The organism is Ruegeria sp. BJ3 (genome assembly GCF_056535665.1).
The window spans coordinates 1900007-1926518 of record NZ_JBQFIT010000001.1; the positions used below are offsets into that span (position 1 = coordinate 1900007).

25 protein-coding genes are annotated in these 26512 nt (G+C 63.0%); 17 read left to right on the forward strand and 8 right to left on the reverse strand.

Translation table 11 applies throughout. The annotated features are described in order from the left end of the window. Window positions 1-73: 73 nt before the first annotated feature. From rocF to ACR3EL_RS09540, 3 genes are read left to right on the forward strand one after another with little or no spacing between them, the layout of a single operon-like run. The gene (gene rocF, locus ACR3EL_RS09530; protein WP_170339011.1) at window positions 74-994 is read left to right on the forward strand and encodes an arginase; all 921 of its coding nucleotides are present in this window, start codon (window positions 74-76) and stop codon (window positions 992-994) included. Then, a complete protein-coding gene (gene ctlX / locus ACR3EL_RS09535) occupies window positions 994-1914 on the forward strand; it encodes a citrulline utilization hydrolase CtlX (protein WP_170339013.1) in 921 nt (306 codons plus the stop codon). The genes rocF and ctlX overlap by 1 nt, the downstream gene beginning before the upstream one ends. A 10-nt stretch (window positions 1915-1924) precedes the next feature. Continuing rightward, window positions 1925-2965, forward strand: coding sequence for an ornithine cyclodeaminase (locus ACR3EL_RS09540; protein ID WP_170339014.1), 1041 nt, complete (start codon window positions 1925-1927; stop codon window positions 2963-2965). A gap of 170 nt (window positions 2966-3135) precedes the next feature. Here the strand turns inward: ACR3EL_RS09540 and ACR3EL_RS09545 are convergent, their stop codons facing one another. The 3 genes from ACR3EL_RS09545 to ACR3EL_RS09555 are packed head-to-tail and all read right to left on the reverse strand — an operon-like array spanning window position 3136 to window position 6246. Beyond that, window positions 3136-4539: a TRAP transporter large permease gene (locus ACR3EL_RS09545; protein ID WP_170339016.1), complete on the reverse strand. Its 1404-nt coding sequence runs from the start codon at window positions 4537-4539 to the stop codon at window positions 3136-3138. 3 nt (window positions 4540-4542) lie between these two features. Next, window positions 4543-5172 (reverse strand): TRAP transporter small permease subunit, encoded by a 630-nt coding sequence (locus tag ACR3EL_RS09550; RefSeq protein WP_170339018.1) that lies wholly within the window; start codon window positions 5170-5172, stop codon window positions 4543-4545. 57 nt (window positions 5173-5229) lie between these two features. Further along, entirely contained in the window at window positions 5230-6246 is a 1017-nt protein-coding gene (locus ACR3EL_RS09555; protein ID WP_170339465.1) for a C4-dicarboxylate TRAP transporter substrate-binding protein, read from the reverse strand. A 429-nt stretch (window positions 6247-6675) separates the two neighbouring features. Here ACR3EL_RS09555 and acs point away from each other — a divergent pair, with 429 nt between their 5' ends. From acs to ACR3EL_RS09595, 8 genes are all read left to right on the forward strand, one after another. After that, window positions 6676-8640 carry an acetate--CoA ligase gene (acs, locus tag ACR3EL_RS09560; protein WP_170371215.1) on the forward strand — a complete coding sequence of 655 codons (1965 nt, stop codon included), beginning with the start codon at window positions 6676-6678 and terminating at the stop codon, window positions 8638-8640. Window positions 8641-8647: 7 nt separating this feature from the next. Beyond that, a complete protein-coding gene (locus tag ACR3EL_RS09565; protein WP_170339585.1) occupies window positions 8648-9331 on the forward strand; it encodes an adenylate kinase in 684 nt (227 codons plus the stop codon). Between the two features lie 183 nt (window positions 9332-9514). Continuing rightward, the gene (locus tag ACR3EL_RS09570) at window positions 9515-9799 is read left to right on the forward strand and encodes a DUF4212 domain-containing protein (protein WP_093962930.1); all 285 of its coding nucleotides are present in this window, start codon (window positions 9515-9517) and stop codon (window positions 9797-9799) included. 15 nt (window positions 9800-9814) lie between these two features. Then, window positions 9815-11599, forward strand: coding sequence for a sodium:solute symporter family protein (locus ACR3EL_RS09575; protein ID WP_170357571.1), 1785 nt, complete (start codon window positions 9815-9817; stop codon window positions 11597-11599). Between the two features lie 108 nt (window positions 11600-11707). Beyond that, window positions 11708-13531: a DUF294 nucleotidyltransferase-like domain-containing protein gene (locus tag ACR3EL_RS09580; protein ID WP_170339028.1), complete on the forward strand. Its 1824-nt coding sequence runs from the start codon at window positions 11708-11710 to the stop codon at window positions 13529-13531. Between the two features lie 30 nt (window positions 13532-13561). Continuing rightward, a complete protein-coding gene (locus ACR3EL_RS09585) occupies window positions 13562-14080 on the forward strand; it encodes a hypothetical protein (protein ID WP_480721371.1) in 519 nt (172 codons plus the stop codon). A 2-nt stretch (window positions 14081-14082) separates the two neighbouring features. After that, window positions 14083-15495 carry a 3'-5' exonuclease gene (locus ACR3EL_RS09590; protein ID WP_480721372.1) on the forward strand — a complete coding sequence of 471 codons (1413 nt, stop codon included), beginning with the start codon at window positions 14083-14085 and terminating at the stop codon, window positions 15493-15495. An 86-nt stretch (window positions 15496-15581) separates the two neighbouring features. Further along, window positions 15582-16082, forward strand: a complete 501-nt coding sequence (locus ACR3EL_RS09595; protein ID WP_093961825.1) for a flavin reductase family protein — start codon at window positions 15582-15584, stop codon at window positions 16080-16082. On the opposite strand, the gene ACR3EL_RS09600 is transcribed toward ACR3EL_RS09595, so the two are convergent. The 4 genes from ACR3EL_RS09600 to ACR3EL_RS09615 are packed head-to-tail and all read right to left on the reverse strand — an operon-like array spanning window position 16083 to window position 18509. Next, a complete protein-coding gene (locus ACR3EL_RS09600) occupies window positions 16083-16562 on the reverse strand; it encodes a DUF6505 family protein (protein WP_093961824.1) in 480 nt (159 codons plus the stop codon). Next, window positions 16559-17257, reverse strand: a complete 699-nt coding sequence (locus ACR3EL_RS09605) for a biotin/lipoate--protein ligase family protein (RefSeq protein WP_170339035.1) — start codon at window positions 17255-17257, stop codon at window positions 16559-16561. Before ACR3EL_RS09605 ends, ACR3EL_RS09600 begins: the two co-directional genes overlap by 4 nt. Next, window positions 17254-18315 carry an Mrp/NBP35 family ATP-binding protein gene (locus ACR3EL_RS09610; RefSeq protein WP_170339037.1) on the reverse strand — a complete coding sequence of 354 codons (1062 nt, stop codon included), beginning with the start codon at window positions 18313-18315 and terminating at the stop codon, window positions 17254-17256. The genes ACR3EL_RS09605 and ACR3EL_RS09610 overlap by 4 nt, the downstream gene beginning before the upstream one ends. Continuing rightward, window positions 18312-18509 carry a DUF6494 family protein gene (locus tag ACR3EL_RS09615; protein WP_170339039.1) on the reverse strand — a complete coding sequence of 66 codons (198 nt, stop codon included), beginning with the start codon at window positions 18507-18509 and terminating at the stop codon, window positions 18312-18314. The genes ACR3EL_RS09610 and ACR3EL_RS09615 overlap by 4 nt, the downstream gene beginning before the upstream one ends. Window positions 18510-18572: 63 nt before the next feature. On the opposite strand from ACR3EL_RS09615, the gene ACR3EL_RS09620 reads away from it, so the two are divergent. Then, window positions 18573-19301 (forward strand): c-type cytochrome, encoded by a 729-nt coding sequence (locus tag ACR3EL_RS09620; protein WP_170339041.1) that lies wholly within the window; start codon window positions 18573-18575, stop codon window positions 19299-19301. Here ACR3EL_RS09620 and ACR3EL_RS09625 read toward each other — a convergent pair. Continuing rightward, on the reverse strand, window positions 19295-21250 hold the full coding sequence (locus ACR3EL_RS09625; RefSeq protein WP_170339043.1) for a 4Fe-4S binding protein: 1956 nt from the start codon (window positions 21248-21250) through the stop codon (window positions 19295-19297). The genes ACR3EL_RS09620 and ACR3EL_RS09625 overlap by 7 nt on opposite strands. A gap of 251 nt (window positions 21251-21501) precedes the next feature. Between ACR3EL_RS09625 and ACR3EL_RS09630 the strand changes: the two genes are divergently transcribed. From ACR3EL_RS09630 to ACR3EL_RS09650, 5 genes are all read left to right on the forward strand, one after another. Continuing rightward, window positions 21502-22056 (forward strand): DUF3305 domain-containing protein, encoded by a 555-nt coding sequence (locus ACR3EL_RS09630; RefSeq protein WP_170339045.1) that lies wholly within the window; start codon window positions 21502-21504, stop codon window positions 22054-22056. Beyond that, a complete protein-coding gene (locus ACR3EL_RS09635; RefSeq protein ID WP_170339046.1) occupies window positions 22053-22622 on the forward strand; it encodes a DUF3306 domain-containing protein in 570 nt (189 codons plus the stop codon). Before ACR3EL_RS09630 ends, ACR3EL_RS09635 begins: the two co-directional genes overlap by 4 nt. A gap of 4 nt (window positions 22623-22626) precedes the next feature. Next, complete coding sequence (locus tag ACR3EL_RS09640) at window positions 22627-23238, forward strand: TorD/DmsD family molecular chaperone (protein WP_170339048.1); 612 nt, start codon at window positions 22627-22629, stop codon at window positions 23236-23238. A gap of 61 nt (window positions 23239-23299) precedes the next feature. Then, the gene (locus ACR3EL_RS09645) at window positions 23300-23488 is read left to right on the forward strand and encodes a twin-arginine translocation signal domain-containing protein (RefSeq protein WP_005983760.1); all 189 of its coding nucleotides are present in this window, start codon (window positions 23300-23302) and stop codon (window positions 23486-23488) included. Between the two features lie 129 nt (window positions 23489-23617). Continuing rightward, a complete protein-coding gene (locus ACR3EL_RS09650; RefSeq protein WP_170442465.1) occupies window positions 23618-26512 on the forward strand; it encodes a formate dehydrogenase subunit alpha in 2895 nt (964 codons plus the stop codon).

Consider the following 26512-nt stretch of genomic DNA (forward strand, 5'->3'; position numbering starts at 1 on the left):
TTTGGATTTTCAGATTTCATTTTGAGCATTTTGCCTCCTTCACGCAACCCGCTTTGCACCGCTAAATGAACGTATGGATACCAAATCAGTCATTCTCGTTGGTGCCGGCATGGACGTCGGCAAGCGGCGCCAGGGTTGCCGGATGGGACCCGACGCGTACCGCGTGGCCGGAATCGCCGAGGCTCTGTCCGACCTCGGGCACACGGTCACAGACTTTGGCGACACCCGCCCGGACACTGTCGACATGCCGCAACATGATCACCTCTTTGCCCTACCCGAATGCGTAGGGTGGACGCGGGCTTTGAAACGGGTCGCGCAACAGGCGGCCCAACAAGGTCTGCCGATCTTCATGGGCGGGGACCACGCCCTGTCGATGGGCACGGTCTCGGGCATGGCCGCCCATGCGCAGCAGATCGGGCGCCCGCTGTTCGTTCTTTGGCTGGACGCGCACAGCGATTTCCACACGCCCAACAGCACCGGCAGCGGCAACCTGCATGGCACACCGGTCGCCTATTTCACCGGTCAGCCCGGGTTCGACGCTTTCCCCGCTTTGGATGCTCCGATACCCACGGACCGCGTCGGTATGATCGGCCTGCGCTCGGTCGATCCGGCCGAGCGCGCCGCGCTGGAGAAAGACCGCGCCATGCTGGCCGACATGCGCAGCATCGACGAACACGGCATCAAGGCCCCGCTGATGGCCTTTCTGGACCGCGTCCGCGCCGCGAACGGCATCCTGCATGTCTCGCTGGACGTGGATTTCCTTGACCCCGCCATCGCGCCGGCCGTCGGCACCACGGTTCCCGGCGGCGCCACCGAACGCGAGGCGCATCTGGCCATGGAACTGCTGCACGAAAGCGGGCTGGTCTGCTCGCTGGACCTGGTCGAGCTGAACCCCTTTCTTGATGAACGCGGCCGAACCGCGAAACTGATGGTCGACCTGGCCGCCTCGCTGCTGGGCCGCCGCATCTTCGACCGCATTACCCGGAGCTTCTGATGCATTCCCTTCAGGCCCCTTCGGCGGTGGTCATGATCCGGCCACACGCCTTTGCCTCGAACCCCGAGACCCGCGACGACAATGCGTTCCAGACGCTGGCCAACCGCTCGGCCGAGGCAACCTCGGCCGCCGCCCGCGACGAGCATGACCGCGCGGTCGAGCAACTGCGCAACGCCGGCGTGACCGTGCATGTGTTCGACGATTTCGGTGACAGCGACACGCCCGACAGCGTGTTTCCGAACAACTGGTTCTCGACCCATCCGGGCGGGCACGTGGCGATCTATCCGATGTTCGTTCCCTCGCGCCGGCGCGAACGTCGGATGGATGTGATCGAGATGCTGAAACGCGATTATCGCGTACAGGACGTGATCGACTATTCCGGCCTCGAGCAGGACAACCTCGCGCTGGAGGGTACTGGTGCGATGGTGCTCGATCACGTCGGGCGCATTGCCTATACCGTCAAATCCAACCGTGCCGACCCGGTGCTGTTGGAACGGTTCTGCACCCATTTCAACTACGAGCCCATCGCCTTCGAGGCCCGCGACGCGCAAGGCCGCGATGTCTATCACACCAATGTGCTGATGGGGATCGGCACGCATTACGCCCTGATCTGTCTGGACATGATCACCGACCCCGAGCGGCGCGCGACCGTGAAGGCGCGGCTCGAGGAGTCCGGCCGCACGGTGATCGACCTGACCCATGACCAGATCGCCGAATTTGCCGGAAACGCCATCGAACTGACGGGCCGTGACGGGCTGGTTCTGGCGCTGTCCAGCCGGGCTTTGGCCGCGCTGCGCCCGGATCAGATCGACATCATCCACGACAGCGCGACGCCCCTGCCGCTGTCCGTACCCACCATCGAAACCGCCGGCGGGTCGGTGCGCTGCATGATCGCAGGCATCCACCTGTCACGCCGCTAGGAGAGACCCCATGCAACCTTCCGACAAGGCGCTTGTTCCCTTCGTATCCGTCGACAACATGATGCGGCTGATCCACCACATCGGTGTCGAAAGAATGATTATCGAGATCGCCACCCAGATCGAGGACGATTTCAAACGGTGGGAGAGCTTTGACAAGACCCCGCGCATCCCGGCCCATTCCCCGCATGGCGTGATCGAACTGATGCCGACCTCGGATGGCGAGGCCTATGGGTTCAAATATGTGAACGGCCACCCCAAGAACACGTCCGAGGGCTTGCAGACCGTCACCGCGTTCGGCCTGCTTGCGGACGTGTACACCGGGTATCCGACCCTGTTGACCGAGATGACGATGTTGACGGCGCTGCGCACCGCGGCCACTTCGGCGCTTGTCGGCAAGTACCTGGCCCCCAAGAATGCGTCCACGATGGCGATGATCGGCAATGGCGCGCAGTCCGAATTCCAGTGCCTGGCCTTCAAGGCCATGTGCGGGATTGATACCGTTCGCCTTTTTGACATCGATCCCGCCGCCACCGCGAAATGCGCGGCCAACTTGCAGGGGACCGGGTTGAACGTGGTTTCGTGCCGCTCGGCTGAAGAGGCGATCGAGGGCGCGCAGATCATCACCACCTGCACCGCCGACAAGAAATATGCCACCATCCTGACTGACAACATGGTCGGTCCGGGCGTGCATATCAACGCGATCGGAGGCGACTGCCCCGGCAAGACCGAATTGCATCGCGACATACTTCTGCGGTCCGACATCTTCGTGGAATACCCCGAGCAGACCCGGATCGAAGGTGAAATTCAGGCCCTGGACCCTGACCACCCGGTCACCGAGATGTGGCAGGTCATCACCGGTCAGGCCGAAGGTCGCCGTGACGACCGGCAGATCACTCTGTTCGACAGCGTCGGTTTCGCGATCGAGGACTTCTCGGCCCTGCGCTACGTCAAGCGCGCGATCGAGGGAACCGAGTTCTTCGAACCCCTGGACATGCTGGCCGACCCGGACGATCCGCGCGACCTGTTTGGCATGCTCATGCGGGCAAAGTGAGCCGTTTCGCCCGATTTAGACGTTAGGCCGGATGGGGACGCTGCCCCCGTTCAGTCTTTGCGACACCGAGGTATTGGGTCCACTGCGGCACCGAGACTTCGTGCCGCCCGAATTTTCTATGCGCGCGGCAGAGCCATGCATCACAGCCCGTGCCTGGATTGCCCAAAACCTCAGCCGGCAAGCGATGGCAGATACAGAACGATCGCCGGAAACGCGACCAGCAGCGCAATCGTCACCGCATCAGCGACAAAGAACGGGGCCACGCCCTTGAACACGTCCTGAACGCTCAGGTCCGGGCGCACGCCAGCGACCACGAAGCAGTTCAGGCCGATTGGCGGCGTGATCAGACAGAACTCGGCCATCTTGACCACCAGAATGCCAAACCAGATCGCGCACATGGGGCCCGACATGCCAAATGTGCTGTCGGCCGCGCTTACCGCCTCGCCCCCGTTCAGGGCCATGACGGCAGGATAGACCACCGGCAGAGTCAGCAGCAGCATCCCGATTGCATCCATGAACATGCCAAGCACGGCATAGGCCAACAGGATACAGATCAGGATCAGCATGGGTGACATATGGAGGGAAGTAATCCAATCCGAGAACGCTCCGGGCAGGTCGGCGAAACCCAGAAAGCGCACGTAGATCAAGACACCCCAGATGATCGAGAAGATCATCGCCGTCAGCTTGGCGGTTTCCAACAGCGCCGACTTCAGCTCGGTCCAGCGCATGCCGTGGAACAGCGCAAAGCAGAACACGATGAATGCACCGATTGCGCCGCCCTCGGTCGGCGTTCCCCACGCCTTGTCACCAAATGGGTTGTAGACAAAACAGATGATGATCAGGATTACCGCGAAGATCGGCAGCGCACCGGGCAACGCGGCAAAGCGCTGTTTCCAGGTAAAGCCCCGCACCGGCGGACCCACGTTTTTGAAGAAAACCGCTATACCGATGATCAGCAGTCCGTAGATCACCGCCGAAAACGCACCTGGGATGAACCCGGCGAGCAGCAGTTTGCCCACGTCCTGCTCGACGATGATCGCGTAGATCACGAGGATCGCGGAAGGTGGGATCAGCGACGCCAAAGTACCGCCTGCGGCCACGACGCCTGCGGCAAACCTTTTGTTGTAGCCGACGTCCAGCATCTCGGGGATGGCAATGCGGGCAAAGACGGCCGACGTAGCCACTGACGCGCCTGACACGGCTGCAAAGCCGGCCGTCGCGAAAACCGTGGACACCGCCAAACCACCCGGCACCCAGGCGACCCAGCGCTTGGCCGCTTCGAACAACGCCCGGGTCAATCCCGCGTAATAGGCCAGGTATCCGATCAGGATGAAAGTTGGGATCAGGCTGAGCGTGTGCGAGGCCACTTTGGAATGCGGCACCTGCCCCGCCGTCTTGACGGCAACGGTCAAAGCCTTACCAAACCGATCCGGGTCGTATCCGAATTTGGCCCAGAATATCCAGACCAGCCCTACCAGCCCTGCAAGGCCTGCGGCAAACGCAACGCGCATGCCCGCGACGACAAGAACCAGCAGGCCGCCCGTGACCCACAGGCCGATTTCAATCGTGTCCATTTGTCAGCCCTGCCTCTCAAACTGCTCGGCTTCGGCCGCGGCCTGCGCGGCGGCGTCCTGGATCAGCGGCACCGCAACCGGAGATTCCAGCCCCAACAGGAACGCCCGACCATACCCCCAGATCTGGAGACACAACCGCAGACACAAAACGGAGAAGGCAACTGGCGCCAACAGCTTGGCGGGCCAGATCGGAATACCGATGTCGATCGAGCTGTCACGGCTCCACATCGGTGCGCCGAAATCAAACGATCGATCGAAATGGGACCAGCTGCCCCAGACCAACGCCAACATCAGGACAAGGATCAACACGACCGAAATCAGCTCGAACAACCACATTGCGCGCCCGTGCAGACGTGCAATCACAATGTCCATGCGGATGTGCCCGCCGTCCCGCTGAACGTAGGAAATGCCAAGAAACGCGATCAGAGGCATGGCCTGCTCGATCCAGTCGACATAGCCCGGCAATGGGGCGTTGATCGCGTTGCGGCCGCTGACGGACACAACAGCCAACACCATCAAACCGAAAACGGCGATGCCACTGAGAAGGGCCAGAAATCGTTCAAGTCGCAGCAATTGCCGGTCGAGACGGCTCAGGAGGCTGCCGTCCTCCAATACCGTGGCGTGTCCTGCCATCCGGTTGTCCCCTGTTCCAGATGATTCCGGGGGCATTTCAGCCCCCGGCTGTTTTTATCAGTTGCCGCCGCGCTGCTGCTTCAGCGTTGCCTGCACCAGATCATACAGATCCTGCGCCGGCAGGCCTTGCGCGGACATGTCGGCAATCCACTGGTCGCGGATCGGGTCGGCCGCCTTGGCACGGAACTCGTCCAGAACGGAGTCATCGATCATGACTTTCTGAACGCCCTTTTCTTCGAGCACGCCATCCCACTTTTTCAGCAGCTCACCGTAGTTGGTCAGGTAGTGGTCAATCGCCTCGTCGATCGAGCTGTCCAGCGCCTCACGGTGCTCCGGCGGCAATGCTTCATAGGCGTCGATGTTCACGACCACCGGGCAGTTCACCGTGCCGGGGTTCAGGTTCGCGGTCCACCAGTCGGCCTCATTGATGGTGCCGAACGACAGGTGTGCGTGCTGAGCAAATGCGACGGTGTCCACGACACCGGACTGCATCGCATTATAGGCTTCGGTCGCCGGAACCGATGTCGGAACGGCACCAACGGCCTCGAACGCCTGACCAAGGCCCCCGGTCGCACGAACGCGCATACCTTCAAACTCTGCCAGTTCGTCACGCGGCTCGCCTGTCCCGACCAGATTGTACTGCGGCATCGGAGAGGTCATGAGGATCCGAGCGTTCCACTTGGCCATCTCTTCCTTGACCGCAGGATGATCGTAGACCGCGTGGCTGACGGCCACTTCCTCATCCAGTGTGTTCACGCCCAGAAACGGCAGTTCCAGAACGGTGATCGCGCGGTTCTTGTCGCGATGATAACCAGCGCAGAACTGGGCCATCTCGAAGGCGCCGATTTCGATGCCGTCCAGGTTTTCCTTGGGCTTGGAAAGGCCGCCATAGCTGACGTTGATGGTGAACGCGCCATCGGTTTTCTCGCTGACCAGTTCGGCCAGTTTCTCAACATGTTCGGTGAAGGCGCGGCGCTTGCCCCAGACCGAGGCATTCCACTCGGTCGCAGCCGCCTCGGTGACAAAAGCAACGCCAAGGGCGGCGATGGCCGCTCCGCTCAACATCTTGTTCATAATGATCTCTCCCATTGGTGCACCCCCTCCCGGGGCGCTTGCGAGTCAAGCTAGCGCCAACATCGACACGTGCCAAGCCCCGCTGCCCGAATGGTACACTCGCGCAAGCGGTGATTTCTGCACGGCCCAGAAAGCCGGGCCGACACGTTCGACCCACAGGAGAAAAGACGTCGTCCTGGACCGTTAACAGTTCTTGGATCTTTAAATTATTGTTTTTTATCATGTTATCGCAAACTCAACTCGGTCGAATTTACAAAAAGCCCCGAGAAACGGAAAGTTGTTTACAAACAAATCCAAGGATTACGGCAATTTATTTCTTTCTTTTCTCGAAGGCGTATTATCCCGACCGGGGAGGAAACGGATCGACAATGCCAATCAATTGGGCAAACTCGGTCCACCTGAAGTCCAGTCAGAGGGAGGAGCCTCAGAATGACCACCGCTGCCCAGGCAGAAGCCAAGGTATTTCCGCCATCCGCAGAAACCGTCGCTCGCGCTCATGTCGATGCCGAAAAATACACCCAGATGTACGAGGCATCTGTCAATGACCCCGTGAAATTCTGGGGTGAGCATGGCAAGCGGATCGACTGGATCAAGCCCTACACCCAGGTCAAGGACGTCAACTACGACTTCGGCTCGGTCAAGATCAACTGGTATGCTGACGGCACGCTGAACGTCTCGGCCAACTGCCTGGACCGTCACCTGAAGACCCGCGGCGATCAGACCGCGATCATCTGGGAACCGGATGATCCGAACGACGAAGCCCAGCACATCACCTATGCCGAGCTGCACCGCCGCACCTGCCGTATGGCCAACATCCTCGAATCGATGGGCGTGCGCAAAGGCGACCGGGTCGTCATCTATCTGCCGATGATCCCCGAGGCCGCCTATGCCATGCTGGCCTGCGCCCGCATCGGCGCGATCCACTCGATCGTGTTTGCCGGCTTCTCGCCTGACGCACTGGCCGCTCGGGTCAACGGTTGTGACGCCAAGGTCATCATCACCGCCGACGAAGCCCCGCGCGGCGGCCGCAAGACTCCGCTGAAATCGAACGCCGACGCCGCGCTGCTGCATTGCAAGGACACGGTAAAGTGTCTGGTGGTCAAGCGCACCGGTGGCCAGACCACCTGGATCGACGGGCGCGACTACGACTACAACGAAATGGCGCTGGAGGCCGACGACTATTGCGCCCCGGCCGAGATGAACGCCGAAGACCCGCTGTTCATCCTCTACACCTCGGGCTCGACCGGACAGCCGAAAGGCGTGGTGCACACCACCGGCGGCTACCTGGTTTATGCCGCGATGACCCACGAAATCACCTTCGACTATCATGACGGCGACATCTACTGGTGTACGGCGGACGTGGGCTGGGTCACCGGCCACAGCTATATCGTCTATGGTCCGCTGGCCAATGGCGCGACCACACTGATGTTCGAAGGCGTGCCGACCTATCCCGACGCCTCGCGGTTCTGGCAGGTTTGCGAGAAGCACAAGGTCAACCAGTTCTACACCGCCCCCACCGCGATCCGCGCGCTCATGGGTCAGGGCAACGAGTTCGTAGAAAAATGCGACCTGAGTTCCCTGAAAACGCTCGGCACGGTGGGCGAACCCATCAACCCCGAGGCCTGGAACTGGTACAATGAGGTGGTCGGCAAGGGGAAATGCCCGATCGTCGACACCTGGTGGCAGACCGAGACCGGCGGCCACATGATGACCCCCCTGCCCGGCGCGCATGCGACCAAGCCCGGTTCGGCGATGAAACCCTTCTTTGGCGTTCAACCCGTCGTGCTGGATCCGCAGTCGGGCGTCGAGATCACCGGCAACGGGGTCGAAGGCGTGCTGTGCATCAAGGACAGCTGGCCGGGCCAGATGCGCACCGTATGGGGCGACCATGAGCGGTTCGAGAAGACCTATTTCTCAGACTACAAGGGGTATTACTTCACCGGTGACGGCTGCCGCCGCGACGAAGATGGCGATTACTGGATCACCGGCCGCGTCGATGACGTCATCAACGTCTCGGGCCACCGCATGGGCACCGCCGAAGTCGAAAGCGCGCTGGTGGCTCACGCCGCCGTCGCCGAAGCGGCCGTCGTTGGTTATCCCCATGAAATCAAGGGCCAAGGCATCTATTGCTACGTCACCCTGATGAATGACCGAGAGCCCTCGGATGAATTGCTGAAAGAGCTGCGCACATGGGTCCGGACAGAAATCGGACCGATCGCCAGCCCCGACGTGATCCAGTGGGCTCCGGGCCTGCCCAAGACCCGTTCGGGCAAGATCATGCGCCGCATTCTGCGCAAGATCGCCGAGAACGACTTCGGCTCGCTGGGCGATACCTCGACCCTGGCCGACCCGTCCGTCGTCGAAGATCTGATCGCCAACCGGGCCAACAAGTGAGGGCGTAATGCAGGCTGAAACAATCACAAAGCCCGCTGTCCTGATCCTTCTCGGCCCTCCGGGCGCCGGGAAGGGCACACAGGCGCGAATGCTGGAACAGAAATTCGGCCTTGTGCAACTCAGCACGGGCGACCTGCTGCGCGCCGCGGTTGCTGCCGGAACCGAGGCCGGAAAGGCCGCGAAAGCAGTGATGGAAGCCGGCGACCTGGTCAGCGACGACATCGTCATCGCAATCCTGCGCGATCGCATTGCCGAGCCCGATTGCGCGCGCGGTGTCATCCTGGACGGGTTTCCCCGTACCACGGTTCAGGCCGAAGCGTTGGACAAGCTGCTGGCCGAAAACGGGCAGAAGGTGAATGCGGCCATCAGCCTCGAGGTCGAGGACGCCGAGATGGTCACCCGGATCGCCGGACGCTACACCTGCGCAATGTGCGGTGAAGGCTACCACGATCAGTACAAGCAGCCGAAGGTGGACGGTGTTTGTGACAAGTGCGGCAGCACGGAATTCAGCCGCCGCGCCGATGACAATGCCGAAACCGTGGCGTCCCGGCTGGAGGCCTATCACGAACAAACCGCGCCTTTGATCGACTACTACAAGGATCGCGGCGTACTCAGAAAACTGGATGCCATGGGGCAGATCGATCAGATCGCCCGTGGCCTGGAAAGCATCGTGGGCGACGCGATGCGGTAAGGGGAAGAGGACTCCCCAAAAGCGGGCACTGACCCCGACACGAGTTTCTTCAACGGAACCGCTCTGGCGGACCGGAGAAGCTTTGCCTGGCGCCATCGCGGCGCTCGGCGCAATCGAATGGCGGCCCTACGCCGGAGGACAAATGCACCGGGCTGCCCTGGAGGAACCAAGGAGGAAACCGCAATGGCGGATAATTCAACAAACTCCGCGCAGACTGCCGAGTCCGACAAGGGCTATTGGCAGGCAAACCTGCGTCTCATCTACATCAGCCTCATCATCTGGGCGCTGGTGTCTTTCGGGTTCGGCATTCTGCTGCGCCCATTGCTGTCGGGCATCGCCGTCGGCGGCACCGACCTGGGCTTCTGGTTCGCGCAACAGGGATCGATCCTGGTCTTTCTGGCGCTGATCTTCTTCTACGCCTGGCGCATGAACAAACTGGATGCCGAATACGGCGTCGAAGAAGAATAAGGGAGCCAGGGGACAATGGATCAGTTTACCATCAACCTGCTGTTTGTGGGCGCGTCCTTTGCGCTCTACATCGGCATCGCGATCTGGGCCCGCGCGGGGTCCACGTCGGAATTCTACGCCGCCGGTCGCGGCATTCACCCGGTCACCAACGGTATGGCGACAGCGGCTGACTGGATGTCGGCGGCCTCGTTCATCTCGATGGCGGGCCTTATTGCCTTTACCGGCTATGACAACAGCTCGTTCCTGATGGGCTGGACCGGCGGCTACGTGCTGCTGGCGCTTCTGCTTGCGCCCTATCTGCGCAAGTTCGGCAAGTTCACCGTGTCCGAATTCATCGGCGATCGCTTCTACAGCCAAACCGCGCGCGTCGTGGCGGTGATCTGTCTGATCGTGGCCTCGGTCACTTATGTGATCGGCCAGATGACCGGCGTGGGCGTGGCCTTCGGCCGCTTTCTGGAAGTGTCGAACACCACCGGTTTGCTGATCGGCGCGGGCGTCGTGTTCGCCTATGCGGTGTTCGGCGGTATGAAGGGTGTGACCTATACCCAGGTCGCTCAGTACTGCGTGCTGATCACCGCCTACACCATTCCGGCGATCTTCATCTCGCTGCAGCTGACCGGCAACCCGATCCCGGCCCTGGGCCTGTTCGGCGACACCGCCGGCGGTGAGCCGCTGCTGACCAAGCTGGATGCCATCGTGGCCGAGCTGGGCTTTGCGGAATACACCGCTCATCATTCGAACACGCTGAACATGGTTCTGTTCACCCTGTCGCTGATGATCGGCACCGCCGGCCTGCCGCACGTCATCATGCGCTTCTTCACCGTTCCCAAAGTGTCGGACGCCCGCTGGTCGGCCGGTTGGGCGCTGGTGTTCATCGCGCTGTTGTACCTGACGGCCCCCGCGGTTGGCGCCATGGCTCGTCTGAACATCACCGACATGATGTGGCCGAACGGCGGCATCGAAGGCGGCGCTGTATCGCTGGAGCAGATCGACAACGATGCCCGTTATGACTGGATGGCCACCTGGCAGAAAACCGGCCTGCTGGACTGGGAAGACAAGAACGGCGACGGCAAGATCCAGTACTACAACGACAAGAATGCCGACATGCAGGCGCTTGCCGAAGAAAAGGGCTGGGTCGGCAACGAGTTGACCAAGTTCAACCGCGACATCCTGGTTCTGGCCAACCCCGAAATCGCCAACCTGCCGGGTTGGGTGATTGGTCTGGTCGCGGCCGGTGGTCTTGCGGCTGCGCTTTCGACCGCTGCGGGCCTGCTGCTGGCAATCTCGTCGGCGGTGTCGCACGACCTGATCAAGGGCTCGATCAACCCGAGCATCTCGGAAAAGGGCGAGCTTCTGGCGGCGCGGATCGCAATGGCCGTAGCCATCGTGGTCGCCACCTATCTGGGCCTCAACCCTCCGGGCTTTGCGGCGCAAACCGTGGCGTTGGCCTTCGGTCTGGCGGCGGCCTCGATCTTCCCGGCGCTGATGATGGGGATCTTCTCGACCCGCATCAACAACACCGGCGCGGTCGCAGGCATGCTGGCTGGTCTGACCGTGACCCTGGTCTACATCTTCCTGCACAAGGGCTGGCTGTTCATTCCGGGCACCAACTCGTTCACCGATGCAGACCCGCTGCTGGGTCCGATCAAATCGACCTCGTTCGGTGCGATCGGTGCCATGGTCAACTTCGGCGTCGCCTATGTGGTGGCCGGCATGACCAAGGAAACCCCGCAGGAGATCAAAGATCTGGTCGAAAGCGTGCGCATTCCCCGTGGTGCGGGCGCGGCTCAGGACCACTGAGCCGGATGCGGTCCGCGATGATCCATCACGGGCCGTTTCCCTCGACCAACTTTTCCCGCCCGGCTAACCCCCGGGCGGGGCTTTTCATTCAAGCGGACGGGCGAACCCATGGCACTTTCACCTGATCAGATCACCCGGTTCCTGAAATCCGTGCACCCCTATGACGCGCTGCCTGTCGAGGAACTGGCCGACATCGCCGCCCGGATCGAAGCGCGCGAAATCCCCAAAGGCACCGTCATCTATCGCCGCGGCGCGCAGTTGCCCGGCCTGTTCATCATCTACGAAGGCCAGGTCGAGATCACCGACGAAAACGGCGCGGTCGTATCCCATCTGGGCCTGCGCAACTCGTTCGGCGAGCGTGGTCTGATGCGCGACGGGCGCGCGGTGACCACGGCAACGGCTGACGCCCCCTCGGTGCTGATGATCATCCCCACCGACCTGTTTTCCGATCTGCTCAAGCGCCACGTCGTCTTCGCCAAATTCTTCAACCGGGCCCGCCCCGCGCGGCCGGAACAGCAATCGCTGGCCACCACCCGTGTCGAAACTCTGATGGCGCGCAAGCCGGCCACCTGCACCCCGGACACGACCGTTCAGGAAGCCGCGCGCCTGATGCGCGACCGGGGCATTTCGTCGGTCTGCATCACCGAGCGCGGTGCGTTGCGCGGCATTGCCACAGTTCGGGACCTGTCGGGCAAGGTCGTGGCGGGCGCCCTGCCCCCGACGACCCCGGTGTCGCAGATCATGACCCCGGACCCGCTGACCCTGTCGCCCGGTGATATCGGCTCGGACGTTCTGCACGCGATGCTGGAACGCGGTATCGGCCATATCCCGATCACCGAGGGCGGTCGTCTGGTCGGGATCGTCACCCAAACCGACCTGACCCGGTTCCAAGCCGTCAGCTCGGCCGAGTTGGTTAGCCGCATCGCCCGGGCCGGATCGGCGACTGAGATGGCCGCGGTCACGGCCGAGATCCCGAACCTGCTGGTGCAACTGGTGGCGGGCGGCAACCGGCACGAGATCGTCACCCGCCTGATCACCGACATCGCCGACGCCGCGACGCGCCGGCTGCTGGCGCTGGCTGAACGCGACCTCGGCCCGGCGCCCGTCCCCTATCTGTGGCTGGCCTGCGGCTCGCAAGGCCGGCAGGAGCAGACAGGCGTATCCGATCAGGACAATTGCCTGATGCTGGATGACAGCGTCACCGATGCCGACCTGCCCTATTTCGAGGCGCTGGCCAAATTCGTGTCCGACGGGCTGGATGCTTGCGGGTATTTCTATTGCCCCGGCGACATGATGGCGACCAATCCGCGCTGGCGGCAGCCGGTCCGGGTCTGGCGCGACTATTTCAACGGCTGGATCGCCAAGCCCAACCCCGAGGCGCAGATGCTGGCCTCGGTCATGTTCGACCTGCGCCCCATCGGTGGCCGGTTCGAGCTGTTTTCCGACCTGCAGGCCGAAACTCTGCGCGCGGCCCGGGCGAACTCGATTTTCGTGGCGCACATGATCTCGAATTCTCTGAAGCACACGCCGCCGCTGGGCCTGCTGCGCGGGATCGCCACGATCCGCTCGGGCGAGCATCGCAACACGCTGGACCTCAAACACAACGGCGTGGTCCCGGTGGTCGATCTGGGCCGCGTCTACAGCCTGCAGGGTGAATTGACCGAGGTGAACACCCGCGCGCGCCTCAAGGCCGCCGAGGCCGCCGGGGTGCTCAGCCCGTCGGGCGCGCGGGACCTGCTGGATGCCTATGACCTGATCGCGGAAACCCGCTTGAACCATCAGGTCAAACAGATCAGGAATGGCGACAGGCCCGACAACTACCTTGCGCCCTCGGAATTGTCGGACTTTGAGCGAAGTCATCTTCGGGACGCGTTTGTCGTGGTAAAAACGATGCAATCCGCGGTCGGGCACGGCAAGGGGATGCTGGGGTAAAGCCCCGGCCAGGAAGAACGGAGGAGGAAGATGTTTCTTGAGCTGATCGGCACGATCTTTGCGGGCTTTGCCATCGCGGGCCTCGTGATGGGTTTGAACCGGCTGACCGGTGGCCGCCTGCCTAAATGGTCGGCTCCGGTTGCGGCCGGTTTGGGCATGATCGCGGTCACGATCATCAGCGAGTATTCCTGGTACGACCGCACCCGTGACGCCCTGCCCGACGGCCTGACCGTCGTGCAAGAGGTCGAAAGCCGCGCGCTCTATCGCCCCTGGACCTATGCGGTGCCCTATGTCGACCGGTTCGCGGCCGTCGATACGGCCTCGTTGCGGACCAATGCGCAGGTGCCGGATCAGCGCCTGATCGACATGTACTTCTTTGGCCGCTGGGCGCCAGTGTCCAAGATGCCGATCGCGGTGAACTGCGCCGAGAACAGCCGGGCAAGTCTGGCGGATGGGGCCGAGTTCGCGGATGATGGGCGTCTGGTCGGTGCCGATTGGGTGCCGGTTGGCGCGGACGATCCGGTGGTCTCAGCTACTTGTGAGGCCTGACAATGCTGACCCGCCTGAGCCTGCGCCTGAGAATTTTTCTGTTTTTCTGCTTGCTTGCCGCGGGTGGCATCGCCATCACCCTGATCGCCCTTTGGCTTGGCCTGCGCCGGGCCGATCCGAATGATCTGACCAGTGCTTTCGTGTTCAGCGGCCTGCTGATCTCGTTTGGCTTGCTGGGGCTGGTCGTCGGAGTCTGGCTGCTGTTCGACGACAACGTGGCCAAACCGATCGAACGCCTGTCGGCGCAGCTGCGCGCGCGGGCTCATGCGGGCGTAGATACCGATCTCGACCTGCAGGCGGCGCGCTATCTGGGTGATCTGGCCCCCGCCGCCGCCAGCCTGGCCGAACGTCTGGCCAGCACCGCCCTGTCCACCGCCGAAGCCGTGGCTGCCGAAACCGCTCATCTCGCCTCTGAGAAGGAACGTCTGACCGCGCTACTGTCCGAGATACCAGTCGCGATGCTGCTGGCGGGGCCAAACCACCAGATCGTTCTGTACGACGCGCAGGCCGCCGAGGTTCTGGCGCAGATCGCCCATCCCCGTCTGAACGCCTCACTGTTCGACTATCTCGAACGCAAACCCTTGCTGGACGCTTACGAGAAGCTGGCGAAAACCGGCATGGATGTCTATTGCACCCTGGCCAGCGTGGACGGGCGGCAGACCTACACGGCACGCATGAAGCCGCTGGGCGATGCGCCGGGCTATATGCTGATCTTCGAAGACAGCGTCGCCCGTATTCCGCCCGAGGCCGCGCGCCCTCTGGTCTATGATTTCGATCTTCTGGACACCCCCGGCGACGATGCGTTCGAGAACCGCCCCCTGTCGCAGCTGTGTTTCGTGGTTTTCGACACCGAAACCACCGGTTTGCTGCCGCACAAGGACGAAATCGTGCAGATCGGCGCCGTCCGTGTCGTCAAGGGGCGTATCGTCGAGGGCGAGCGGCTGGACACGCTGGTCAATCCGGGCATTCCGATCCCACCCGCTTCGACCAAGGTTCACAAGGTCAGTGACCGTATGGTGCAGGACGCACCCGACATCGCACAAGCCGGGCGCATGTTCCACCACTTCGCCCGTGATGCAGTGATCGTGGCGCACAATGCACCTTTCGACATGGCGTTTCTGCGCCGTCATGCCAAGCGCATGGAAGTGACGTGGGATCATCCCATTCTGGACACGGTTCTGCTGTCGGCCGTTCTGTTCGGAGCCAGCGAAACCCATACGCTGGACGCTTTGTGCGAAAGACTGGGCGTGGAAATTCCCGAGACGCTCCGTCATACGGCCTTGGGGGATGCGGTTGCGACGGCTGAAGCGTTGGTGCGGATGCTGCCGATGCTGGCGGCACGCGGAATGCAGACCTTCGGCGACGTAATCGTAGAAACCCGCAAGCACGGTCGGCTGCTGGAAGACCTGAACTGACTCAGCCTATTGATCGCGATACAGCTTTTCGTGGACAATTCTGCTGCGGCATGGCACCCCGTGCCCGTCCACCACACGAGCGCGCGATGACCGAAAGAACATTCAAACCCGGACACGATCAAAGCATGGCCTTCCGCGAGGCCTTGGGGTGCTTTGGCACTGGTGTAACGGTCGTGACGACCAGCACCTCGGATGGGCCGTCGGCCATCACCGTCAACTCGTTTGCATCGGTGTCGCTGGATCCACCATTGGTCCTGTGGTGTCTGGCAAAAGAGTCGAACCGTTACGGGGCCTTTCAAGCGGCGCAGCATTACTCGATCCATGTCGTGGCCGAGGATCAGCAGGACCTGGCCCTTCGTTTTGCGCGCAATGGCCTCGATTTCTCGCATGCAGACTGGTCCCCGGATCACAAAGGTCGGCCGCAGCTGAGCCAGTGCCTGGCCCGATTTGACTGCACATTGTCTGCCCGCCACGAGGCCGGGGATCATCTGATTCTCGTGGGAGAGGTCGAACAGGTCATGTACCGCACCGGCAAGGGCTTGATCTTCAAGCGCGGACAGTTCGGCGGTTTTGCCGACCTTTTGTAATCACTCGTCCAATGACCCGTGCACGGCAAAGGCCTCCAACTCGGCCTCTTGCGGCGTGATCACCCGAAAAGCCTCGTGAACGCCGGACTCGGTCAGGCTGCGGGCAACGGTCAGCAGGGTGTTGGGGGCATGATCGTCACACAACTCGGACATGTGGGCCAGCTCGGCCCGGGCCACGTCCAGCGCCGCCTCGACCGACGGCGCGCCGTAAAGGCGCACGAAATGCTCGGCCAGGTTGGTGGCCAGCCGCTCCATCTCGGCCGGCTCGATCTGCGTCACCGCCACGAAGGTCACGCGCCCGAAGGTTTCAAGCCCCAACCACCCGTTGGCAAAGGCTTGGCGCGCCTTACCGGCCAGGTCGGCCTCGCCCCAGTTCGAAAACTCGAACCCGCCCGAGATGCACCACTCGCCCGTTCGGGCGGGTGAGTGAAAGACGTTCAGGTCGCTTTCGTCGAAATGAATGGCACGGGCCAGGTTCAATGGGCGTCCTCCAACAGATGGGTCAAAGGAACGATCTGCGTGTCCGCCCCGTTCCGCAACAGCATGCCGAACCGCTCATCGGCCCCGAGAAACACGCCGCGATCACCATAGGGCTCTCCGACGCCCTGCAGCAAGCCCATCCATTCCCCGTGCAATGGTGCGTTGCCGTCCTCGGACCAACGGTTCAGCCAGGTCAGCATGTGGCGCGACCAGCTTTCGACCAGCTGCACCGGGGACACATCCGCGCAGCCTTCGTCATACAGGGCCGTCACATCGGGCGACTTGCCGGGCTCGTCCCCGGTTTGCAGCAAGGCCAGTTCCCAGCCGACGACCAGCCAGTCGGGCACGGCTTCCGGATCCGAGGTCGACGCGGTCACACGAAATCGGCCACACCGGGCCCCGTTGACGAAAATCGGACCATCCCAGCCGAGATGCACCGCCACCTCGGGCGGAGCCAGCGCGCCCAGCGCGTTCTGGAACCCGACGGCGCACAGCGGCAGCATGGCCATTGCGTCCTGCAAGGGCACCTCGGGCGCAAAGACGATGGCCGCGCGTAGGCGATCCGCCTGGATGTTGTAGACGACGCTGCCCGCATCGCAGCCCAGCGCCGCCATTGCCTGTGCATGGTCGAACGGGTCTTCCCCACCCTGCACCGGGTGCCCGGACAGCAATGGGGGAAAGACCGGCTGCGTCATGCCTTGCCCGCGGCGATCAGATCGCGGGCGATCTTGCGGAAGGCCTCGGCCTGCGGGCTGTCGGGTTTGCTGACCACGATCGGCGCCCCGCCATCGGCGGCCACGCGGATATCCAGATGCAGAGGGATTTCTCCCAGCAACGGCACACCCAGTTCGGCGGCTTCGGCGGCGACGCCTCCATGACCGAACACGTGCTCCTCGTGCCCGCAGTTCGAGCAGATATGCGTGGACATGTTCTCGATCATGCCGACGATCGGCGTCTTCAACTGGCGGAACATGTCGATGCCCTTGCGCGCGTCGATCAGGGCCACGTCCTGCGGGGTCGAGACGACGATGGCGCCGTCCACCTTGAATTTCTGGCTCAGCGTCAGCTGCACGTCACCGGTACCGGGCGGCAGATCGACGACCAGCACGTCCAGCGCGCCCCACTGCACCTGGCTCATCATCTGCTGCAGCGCGCCCATCAGCATCGGACCACGCCAGACCACCGCCTGACCTTCGTTGGTCATCAACCCCATCGACATCATGGTGACGCCGTGATTGCGCAGCGGCAGGATGGTTTTGCCATCGGGGCTGGCGGGTCGACCGGACACGCCCAGCATGCGCGGCTGCGAAGGGCCGTAGACATCGGCATCCAGCAGACCGACGCGCCGCCCTTCGGCCGCCAGCGCACAGGCCAGGTTGGCCGAAACGGTCGACTTTCCGACCCCGCCCTTGCCCGAGGCCACGGCGATGATCCGGTCAACCCCCGGTACCGCCTGCGGCCCGGTCTGCGAGGGTTTGGGCTTGGGTTTCAAATCCGGCGGCGCCTTGTCGGAATGCGCGGTCAGCATGACCGAGACCTTGGAAACCCCGTCGACCATCTGCGCCGCCTTTTCGGCGGTGGCGCGCACCGGTTCCATCTTGTCGGCATTCTTGGGGTCGATTTCGAGAACGAAGCGCACGGTATCGCCCTCGACATTCAGCGCGCGGACTACGCCCGCGCTGACGATGTCCTGTCCCGAAACCGGGTCGGTGATCTTTTTCAGGTTCGTCAGAACAGCGTCGCGGATGCTCATGCGTCGCCGTCCTTGATCTGGCCGGTCACGACATGTTCGACGTCTAGGCCGTCAATCGTCAGGACTATCTTGGCCTCAAAGCTTTTGCCTGCCGGATCGCCCGCCTTGCGCAGCGCGTCTTCGATGGCCTGCTGGCTGGTCACGCCAACCTGTTTGAGGAATTTGCGCATCGACATGTTGTAATCGCCGCTCATCGCCGTTGTCTCCGTCTTGTTCGTTCATTTGACGCATTCGCCCTGTCACCGTTAGGCTGGGCCATGCGCTTTGTTCTTTTGTGCCTGAGCCTGACGCTCTTCGCCAGCCCCTCTTGGTCGCAGGAGGAGATTGGTCTGGCCGCGCCGGAAGATGTCGCACGCTCGGGTCTTTTGAAACATATTCTTCCGCGCTTCTCGCTCAAGACCGGAATCCGCGTTGTCGCGGATGATGCGGGCGCGATGGTTCTCACGGTCGGGCCACCGGGACAGCCGGTGTTTCAGCGCGGCAACGACATCTATCACTTGCGCATTCAGGACGAACCGCGGCAGGCCCGTTTTCAGGATTGGCTGTTGTCCGACGTGGGCAAGCGTACCGTCGAAAGCTTTGCACCGGCCGAGGGCGGCCCGTTCTCGGCCAGTTTCGAAACGGTCGCTGCGCCTGTGTCCGACGCAATCGAAGGCGACGCCTTGCTGGGCGAAAAGCTGTCGCTGACCCATTGCGGGCGCTGTCACGTGATTGGTCCGCAGAACCGAATGAACGGGTTGGGCTCTACTCCGTCCTTCGCCGTACTGCGCGCGATGCCGGACTGGTCGAACCGGTTCCAGGCGTTCTTCGCCTTGAACCCACATCCGTCCTTTACCCAGATCGAAGGGATCACTGCGCCTTTCGACCCCGAACGCCCCCCGCCCATTCACCCGCTGATGCTGACGCAAGACGAGCTTGAGGCGATCCTGGCGTATGTCTCGGTCATCCGCGCGGCCGATCTGGGGGCGCCGCTCAAGCTTCAGTGATCTTTGCGCTTGCTGAAGTAGTCATCGGTGGTAACGACCTTGGGCTTGGGCTTTGAGGTAAACGGATTATCCTCGCTGTGGAACTGCGCCTGCACACGGCAATCGTCACACATCTGGATCATCTTCGCCTGCTCGGACGTGGCAAACATCGGGTGGCTGCCGGCCAGCTTCTCCATGATCCGTTCGACCGTCGATTTCACCCCGAACAGAGCACCGCATTCGATGCAGGCAAAGGGCTCTTCTTCCTTCAGGACACGCGGCGACAGCGCGCGGTCGCTCAGGTCCAGTTCTGGCACTAGGGTGATCGCGCTTTCGGGACAAATGGTCTTGCACAGCCCGCATTGCAGGCAGGCATCCTGCTGAAAGTTCAGCTGAGGCAAATCGGGATTGTCGATCAATGCGCCCGACGGGCACAGCGACACGCAACTCAGGCACAGGGTGCAGGCCTCGGTGTCCACCTCCACCGCGCCATAGGGCGCGTGTTCCGGCAGAGGCAGCGGCTGAGACGCATCGGGGCGCAGCGCCTGCGCCGCCAGCCGCGTAATCTGGCGCCGGTTGCCCAGCGGCAGCACCGGTTGGGCCAGAGGCTGCGGCACGTCCTGCGCATAGAGCAGATCGGCCAGCGCATCGGGATCGGATTCGTCGATCACTCCAACGACGTCCGCTCCGGCGATGGCCAGCGCCAGCGGCAGTTCGCGCCCCAACGCATCCCGCTCGGTCGTCGGGGCCAGCAGGATATCGACCCGGGCAAAGCCATGAGCCAAGGCAGCCATCATCTCGGCATGTCCAAAGCCGGACACCACCCCCAGTTCCAGCGGGATCACATCGGTAGGCAGCCCGCGCCCGAACCGCGCGGCCAGCCGGATCATCTCGGCCCCGTGGGCATCATGTACCAACAGGCGCGGAGCACGCCCCCCGGCCCGACGGTAGGTCGCCGCCAGGGTCTGCATCCGAGCCAGCAGGGCCGCCACCGGCGGATCCTCGTAGCTGATCGCGGTCGAGGGGCACAGGGCCGCGCATTCACCGCAGCCCGCGCAGACCATCGGGTCGATGGCCACGTGATCTCCGGCCGGGGTGATGGCCCCGGTGGGGCAGATGTCCAGACAGTTGGAACAGCCCACCTGCCCGGCCCGCGAATGAGCGCACAGGGTTGCTTCGAGCCGGACATACAGCGGCTTTTCAAATGTCCCGACCAGCTGCGCCGCGTCAAAGGCCAACCGGGCAACCGCCACAGCATCGCGGGGATCGGCGCGCAGGTAGCCTTCGCGCTTGTCCGGGGCCGTCACGAAAGGCGTCCCCCCCGCCAGGTCGATCAGTACATCGCAACCCGACACCGCACCGTCGCGCGGCGGGGTCCAGGCAAACGCACCGCGCCCCGCCGGATCAATCTGCTGCAACGCATCCAACCGCAGGGTGAACCCGCCCAGCGCCCCCGAGACCGACCGGACCCGCGCGCGCACCACGTCATAGGCCCGGCTGTCAGGCTGCGCATCATCGGTGGCGACCACCGTCACCGCCATCGTGTCCGACAGTCGTTGGGCAAGGTCAAACGCAACCTCACCCGGCCCGATGATGCATGCGGTGCCTTCGCTGATGACATCCACGCTGGGCGTGATCGGCTGCTGCAACAGCGCCTCGGCGGCCAGCGCCGCCATCTTGGGCATCGCCGCGCGCCCCTGCTCGGACCAGCCGGCCCGGTCGCGCAGATCGACAAAGCCGGGGTGATCCACGCCCAGTTCATCGGCCAGCTCGTGAAACACTTGAGCCTCTTGCCCGCAGGCGATGACGATCTGGTCGTCCGACTGCATCAGCTTGGCCGCAGCGGTCAGTTCGGAGGTGCACAGCGCCGTGTGGACCCTGCTGCATTCAGCACCGCAGGCGTCCGATATCCCCTGCCCGTCCAGGGCCTGACTTCCAGCGCAATCGCACAAGACCAATTTGGTGACCATGTTCCCCCCGCATCTCTTCCTTGCCCCAACCTTAGACCCAAACGCCGCCCATGCAACGTGTGGCGGCCGGTTCTGGTCAGAAACTCTGTGTCGCCCGCCAAAGTCGGCTGATCGTCGCCGCGACCCATTTGCGACGACTTTTTTCCAAATCACGACCATTTCAGGGCGCTGCGGACTTGGCACGTGGCCCATTTGTGTACCATAGTGAACCCAAGGGAAAGCAGGGGAGAGCTTTTCCGGGGAGGATCAAAGTGGCCGAGGCCGCAAAACAGATCGAAATGCCGGTTGGCGTCGTCGTGCGCAAGACACCGGGGGTCACGCGCTGGGCCCGGTGGAATTGGCGCGCGGTTGCTGTGCTGCCCGGCGCCCCGCCCGCCGACTGGGTCGAACTGCGCCGCGAGGGCGATGCGGTCGAATACCACGCTGCCACCCTGCCCTTGAAACTCTGGTCCGACGAAACCGAGGCCTATATGGCGAATCTCTCGGACAGCCAGCCATCGCTGTATCTTGTCCTGCGTGACGATGCCGAAGGTGATCGCCCGCTGAACGCGTTTCTGATCACCGCCTCGCCCTACGAGGGGCAGGACTATGCCGATACCGGCGAAGAGATCGTGGAAAAGATCCCGATGACCGAAGGCCTGATCGCCTGGGTGCGCGATTTCACTCTGGCCCATCACCACGATGAGGTGTTCGTCAAACGCCGTCGTGACAAGAAACGGGTGGATCTTGTGGAAGACGGCAAGGGCGATGCGCGCATCCGGCAGACCTCGGATGTCTACCGCGCCCCGCGGAGGGCCCTGCAATGAGCGCCCGACAGGATTTCTGGTCTCGCCGCAAGGCCGCCGTGCAGGCCGAAGCACATGCCGAACAAGAGGCCCTGACCGCGCAGGAGATCGCCGCACAGCAGGCCGAACTGGAAGAAAAGACCGACGCCGAGATTTTGGCCGAGCTTGACCTGCCCGACCCGGACCTGCTGCAGGCGGGCGACGACGTTTCGGGCTTCATGGCCAAGGCCGTGCCGGACCGTCTGCGCCGCCGCGCCTTGCGGCGCTTGTGGCGGTTGAACCCGGTGCTGGCGAATGTGGATGGGCTGGTCGATTACGGCGAGGATTACACCGACGCCGCCTGCGTGGTCGAAAACCTGCAGACGGCCTATCAGGTGGGCAAAGGCATGTTGCGCCATATCGAGGCGCTGGCCGAGCAGACGGAGGCCGAGGAACAACCGGTCAAGGCCGAAGCCGAGCCGGCAACCGAAACGCCTGAGCCTGAAGCCGAGCCCGCGCCCCATGTCGAAGTGGCAGACTCCATCCAACCGGATGAGGACGAACGCCCCCCGGCCCCGCGGCGCATGAAATTCGAATTCGAAGGATGACCCGATGAACATTCGCGACCCGCAGACGTTCGAGATTTCCGCCGAGGACCGTCTGCGCGCGGATTTCTACAACTTTCTGGGCCTGCTGCTGGCCACACCACCCGACCAGACCCTGTTGAGCCAGATCGCTGCGCTGTCGGGGGACGAGACTGATCTGGGTCAGGCCATTCAGGCCATGGCCCGCGTGGCCAAGGTGACCAAGCCCGAAGCGGCCGAGCGCGAGTTCAACGCGCTGTTCATTGGGCTGGGGCGCGGAGAACTGCTGCCCTATGCCAGCTTCTACCTGACCGGGTTCCTGAACGAGAAACCGCTGGCGCAGCTACGCAACGACATGGCGGCGCGGGGCATCACCCGGGCGGCAAACGTGTTCGAACCCGAAGACAACATCGCCTCGCTGATGGAGATGATGGGCGGCATGATCGTCGGCCGTTTCGGCGGCCCGGCCGCGTTGGAAGATCAAAAGACGTTCTGGAACAAGCATATCGGCCCCTGGGCCGAGCACTTTTTCTCGGACCTGGAAGCAGCCGAGCATTCGGTTCTCTATGCCTCGGTCGGCACCGCCGGCCGGGTCTTCATGGAGATCGAACGCGAGGCCTTCCGCATGACGACGCACTAGGCGGCCGTCATTCGCTGGCGCCCCGGCGGGCGCTGAACCGCAAATGGGAAAGGAGGATCCCATGAGCAAGACCAAGGAGACCGGCGCCAGCCGCCGCGACTTCCTGAAACTGGCGGGCACCGCGGCCCCGGCAGCCGTTGCAGCGGCCAGCCTGGGAACGGAGGCCGAAGCGGCCGAGCAACCCTCGGACGAGACCCGCATTCAGGACACGGCGCACACCCGCGCCTATTTCGACAGCGCGCGCTTCTAGGCCGCCCCGGCGACGCCCGGCGCAAGTCCGGACGTGGTCACACTCGGCTGACGGTTGCGATTGGCCCTGACGTCGATTTCGAAACACCAAGCCAGCCATGATAAACATGGCCAGCAAGGGAGGAAGGAAATGCTTAGGAAAAAGACCAACGGGGTTGCGAGACGCCCCCAGCGGACAAGTATCCTGTCCCAAATCGGCGAAAAGAGCGTCGATCGCCGCGCGTTCCTGCGTGGCTCGGGCCTGACGATCGGCGGCCTGGCCGCGATCAGCGCCACGGGTGGAACCGTGTCGCCCGCCAGCGCCCAGACCGCAGCCAACACGGCGGTCGAGAACATCAAATCCGTCTGCACACATTGCTCGGTCGGCTGTACCGTGGTTGCCGAAGTGCAGAACGGCGTCTGGATCGGGCAGGAACCCGGTTGGGACAGCCCGTTCAACCTGGGCGCCCATTGCGCCAAGGGGGCTTCGGTCCGTGAACACGCCCATGGCGAACGCCGCCTGAAATACCCGATGAAAAAGGAAGGCGGAGAGTGGAAGCGCATCAGCTGGGAACAGGCGATCGACGAGATCGGCGACGGCATGATGAGCATCCGCGAGGAAAGCGGGCCTGACAGCGTCTATTGGCTGGGTTCGGCCAAGCACAACAACGAACAGGCCTATCTGTTCCGCAAGTTCGCGGCCTACTGGGGCACCAACAACGTGGACCACCAGGCGCGGATCTGCCACTCGACCACCGTTGCGGGTGTTGCGAATACATGGGGCTACGGCGCCATGACCAACAGCTACAACGACATCCACAATTCCAAGGCTATCTTCATCATCGGCGGCAACCCGGCCGAGGCGCACCCGGTCTCGCTGCTGCATGTTCTGCGCGCGAAAGAGCAGAACAACGCCCCGCTGATCGTCTGCGATCCGCGCTTTACGCGCACCGCGGCCCATGCCGACGAATATGTCCGATTCCGCCCTGGCACCGACGTGGCGCTGATCTGGGGCATCCTGTGGCACATCTTCGACAACAGCTGGGAAGACAAAGAGTTCATCCGCACCCGTGTCTGGGGCATGGACCAGATCCGCGAGGAGGTCGCCAACTGGACCCCTGAAGAGACCGAGCGCGTCACCGGCGTGCCGGGATCGCAGCTCAAGCGCGTGGCGCGGACGCTGGCCAACAACCGTCCCGGCACCGTGATCTGGTGCATGGGCGGCACCCAGCACACCAACGGCAACAACAACACGCGCGCCTATTGCGTGCTGCAGCTGGCGTTGGGCAACATGGGCACTTCTGGTGGCGGCACCAACATCTTCCGCGGCCATGACAACGTGCAGGGCGCAACCGATCTGGGCGTTCTGTCCCACACCCTGCCCGGCTATTACGGCCTGTCCGCAGGCGCATGGGGTCACTGGGCCCGCGTCTGGGGCGAGGAACCGGAGTGGCTGGCTGGCCAGTTCGCAATGGTCAAGGACAAGGACGGCAAGGACAAGTCGCTGCAGAACGAACGGGGCATCCCGGTTTCGCGCTGGATCGACGGTGTTCTGGAAGATCCCGAGAACATGGATCAGCCCAACAACGTCCGCGCCATGGTTCTGTGGGGCCACGCGCCCAACTCGCAGACCCGGATGGTCGAAATGAAGACGGCGATGGAAAAGCTGGACATGCTGGTCGTGATCGACCCGTATCCCACCGTTTCCGCGGTCTTGCATGACCGGACCGATGGCGTCTATCTGCTGCCGGCCTGCACGCAGTTCGAAACCCGTGGCTCGGTCACGGCCTCGAACCGCTCGCTGCAGTGGCGCGACAAGGTGGTCGATCCGCTGTTCGAAAGCCTGCCGGACGAGGTCATCATGGCCAAGTTCGCCAACAAATTCGGCTGGGCGGATCGGTTCTTCCGCAATATCGAGATGGAGGACCCCGAAACCCCGAATGTCGAAAGCATCACGCGCGAGTTCAACGCGGGGCTGTGGACGATCGGCTATACCGGTCAGTCGCCAGAGCGGATCAAAAGCCATATGGCCAACCAGCACACGTTCGACAGAACGACGCTGCAGGCGGTGGGCGGTCCGAATGACGGCGAATACTACGGTCTGCCGTGGCCCTGCTGGGGCACCGCCGAGATGGGGCATCCGGGGACGCCAAACCTCTATGACATGTCCAAACCGGTGGCCGAGGGCGGCCTGACCTTCCGCGCGCGTTTCGGCGTCGAGCGTGACGGTCAGAACCTGCTGGCCGAAGGGGTCTACAGCGTCGGCTCGGAAATCCAGGACGGATACCCCGAGTTCACGATGCAGATGCTGATGGATCTGGGCTGGGATGGCGACCTGACGGCCGAGGAACGCGCGGCCATCGACGCCGTGGCCGGGCCCAAGACCAACTGGAAGACCGACCTGTCGGGCGGCATCCAGCGGGTGGCCATCAAGCATGGCTGTGCGCCCTTCGGCAACGCCAAGGCCCGCACCGTGGTCTGGACCTTCCCGGATCCGATCCCGCTGCACCGCGAGCCGCTGTACACGCCGCGGCGCGATCTGGTGGCTGACTATCCCACCTACGAGGACCGTCAGGCCTATCGCCTTCCGACCTTGTATGCTTCGATCCAGAAGAACGACTTTTCAAAGGATTATCCGATAATCCTGACGTCAGGTCGTCTGGTCGAATATGAAGGTGGCGGCGACGAGACACGGTCGAACCCGTGGCTGGCCGAGCTGCAGCAGGACATGTTCGTCGAGATCAATCCGCGTGACGCCAACAACCTTGGCATTCGCGACGGATCGCAGGTCTGGGTCGAAGGTCCCGAGGGCGGCAAGGTCAAGGTGATGGCGATGCTGACCGAAAGGGTCGGTGCCGGCGTGGCCTTCATGCCCTTCCACTTTGGCGGCCATTTCCAGGGCGCGGACCTGAGGGAGAAATACCCGAAAGGCGCCGACCCGTACGTGCTGGGTGAAAGCACCAACACCGCCCAGACCTATGGCTATGATTCAGTGACCCAGATGCAGGAGACCAAAGCGACTCTCTGCAAGATCTGGGCAGCGTAA

What these genes read in the sequence shown, in the direction of transcription:
- rocF (WP_170339011.1), top strand. Translation starts at nt 74, where the DNA reads ATGGATACCAAATCAGTCATTCTCGTTGGTGCCGGCATGGACGTCGGC.
- ctlX (WP_170339013.1), top strand. Translation starts at nt 994, where the DNA reads ATGCATTCCCTTCAGGCCCCTTCGGCGGTGGTCATGATCCGGCCACAC.
- ACR3EL_RS09540 (WP_170339014.1), top strand. Translation starts at nt 1,925, where the DNA reads ATGCAACCTTCCGACAAGGCGCTTGTTCCCTTCGTATCCGTCGACAAC.
- ACR3EL_RS09545 (WP_170339016.1), bottom strand. Translation starts at nt 4,539, where the DNA reads ATGGACACGATTGAAATCGGCCTGTGGGTCACGGGCGGCCTGCTGGTT.
- ACR3EL_RS09550 (WP_170339018.1), bottom strand. Translation starts at nt 5,172, where the DNA reads ATGGCAGGACACGCCACGGTATTGGAGGACGGCAGCCTCCTGAGCCGT.
- ACR3EL_RS09555 (WP_170339465.1), bottom strand. Translation starts at nt 6,246, where the DNA reads ATGAACAAGATGTTGAGCGGAGCGGCCATCGCCGCCCTTGGCGTTGCT.
- acs (WP_170371215.1), top strand. Translation starts at nt 6,676, where the DNA reads ATGACCACCGCTGCCCAGGCAGAAGCCAAGGTATTTCCGCCATCCGCA.
- ACR3EL_RS09565 (WP_170339585.1), top strand. Translation starts at nt 8,648, where the DNA reads ATGCAGGCTGAAACAATCACAAAGCCCGCTGTCCTGATCCTTCTCGGC.
- ACR3EL_RS09570 (WP_093962930.1), top strand. Translation starts at nt 9,515, where the DNA reads ATGGCGGATAATTCAACAAACTCCGCGCAGACTGCCGAGTCCGACAAG.
- ACR3EL_RS09575 (WP_170357571.1), top strand. Translation starts at nt 9,815, where the DNA reads ATGGATCAGTTTACCATCAACCTGCTGTTTGTGGGCGCGTCCTTTGCG.
- ACR3EL_RS09580 (WP_170339028.1), top strand. Translation starts at nt 11,708, where the DNA reads ATGGCACTTTCACCTGATCAGATCACCCGGTTCCTGAAATCCGTGCAC.
- ACR3EL_RS09585 (WP_480721371.1), top strand. Translation starts at nt 13,562, where the DNA reads ATGTTTCTTGAGCTGATCGGCACGATCTTTGCGGGCTTTGCCATCGCG.
- ACR3EL_RS09590 (WP_480721372.1), top strand. Translation starts at nt 14,083, where the DNA reads ATGCTGACCCGCCTGAGCCTGCGCCTGAGAATTTTTCTGTTTTTCTGC.
- ACR3EL_RS09595 (WP_093961825.1), top strand. Translation starts at nt 15,582, where the DNA reads ATGACCGAAAGAACATTCAAACCCGGACACGATCAAAGCATGGCCTTC.
- ACR3EL_RS09605 (WP_170339035.1), bottom strand. Translation starts at nt 17,257, where the DNA reads ATGACGCAGCCGGTCTTTCCCCCATTGCTGTCCGGGCACCCGGTGCAG.
- ACR3EL_RS09610 (WP_170339037.1), bottom strand. Translation starts at nt 18,315, where the DNA reads ATGAGCATCCGCGACGCTGTTCTGACGAACCTGAAAAAGATCACCGAC.
- ACR3EL_RS09615 (WP_170339039.1), bottom strand. Translation starts at nt 18,509, where the DNA reads ATGAGCGGCGATTACAACATGTCGATGCGCAAATTCCTCAAACAGGTT.
- ACR3EL_RS09620 (WP_170339041.1), top strand. Translation starts at nt 18,573, where the DNA reads ATGCGCTTTGTTCTTTTGTGCCTGAGCCTGACGCTCTTCGCCAGCCCC.
- ACR3EL_RS09625 (WP_170339043.1), bottom strand. Translation starts at nt 21,250, where the DNA reads ATGGTCACCAAATTGGTCTTGTGCGATTGCGCTGGAAGTCAGGCCCTG.
- ACR3EL_RS09635 (WP_170339046.1), top strand. Translation starts at nt 22,053, where the DNA reads ATGAGCGCCCGACAGGATTTCTGGTCTCGCCGCAAGGCCGCCGTGCAG.
- ACR3EL_RS09640 (WP_170339048.1), top strand. Translation starts at nt 22,627, where the DNA reads ATGAACATTCGCGACCCGCAGACGTTCGAGATTTCCGCCGAGGACCGT.
- ACR3EL_RS09645 (WP_005983760.1), top strand. Translation starts at nt 23,300, where the DNA reads ATGAGCAAGACCAAGGAGACCGGCGCCAGCCGCCGCGACTTCCTGAAA.
- ACR3EL_RS09650 (WP_170442465.1), top strand. Translation starts at nt 23,618, where the DNA reads ATGCTTAGGAAAAAGACCAACGGGGTTGCGAGACGCCCCCAGCGGACA.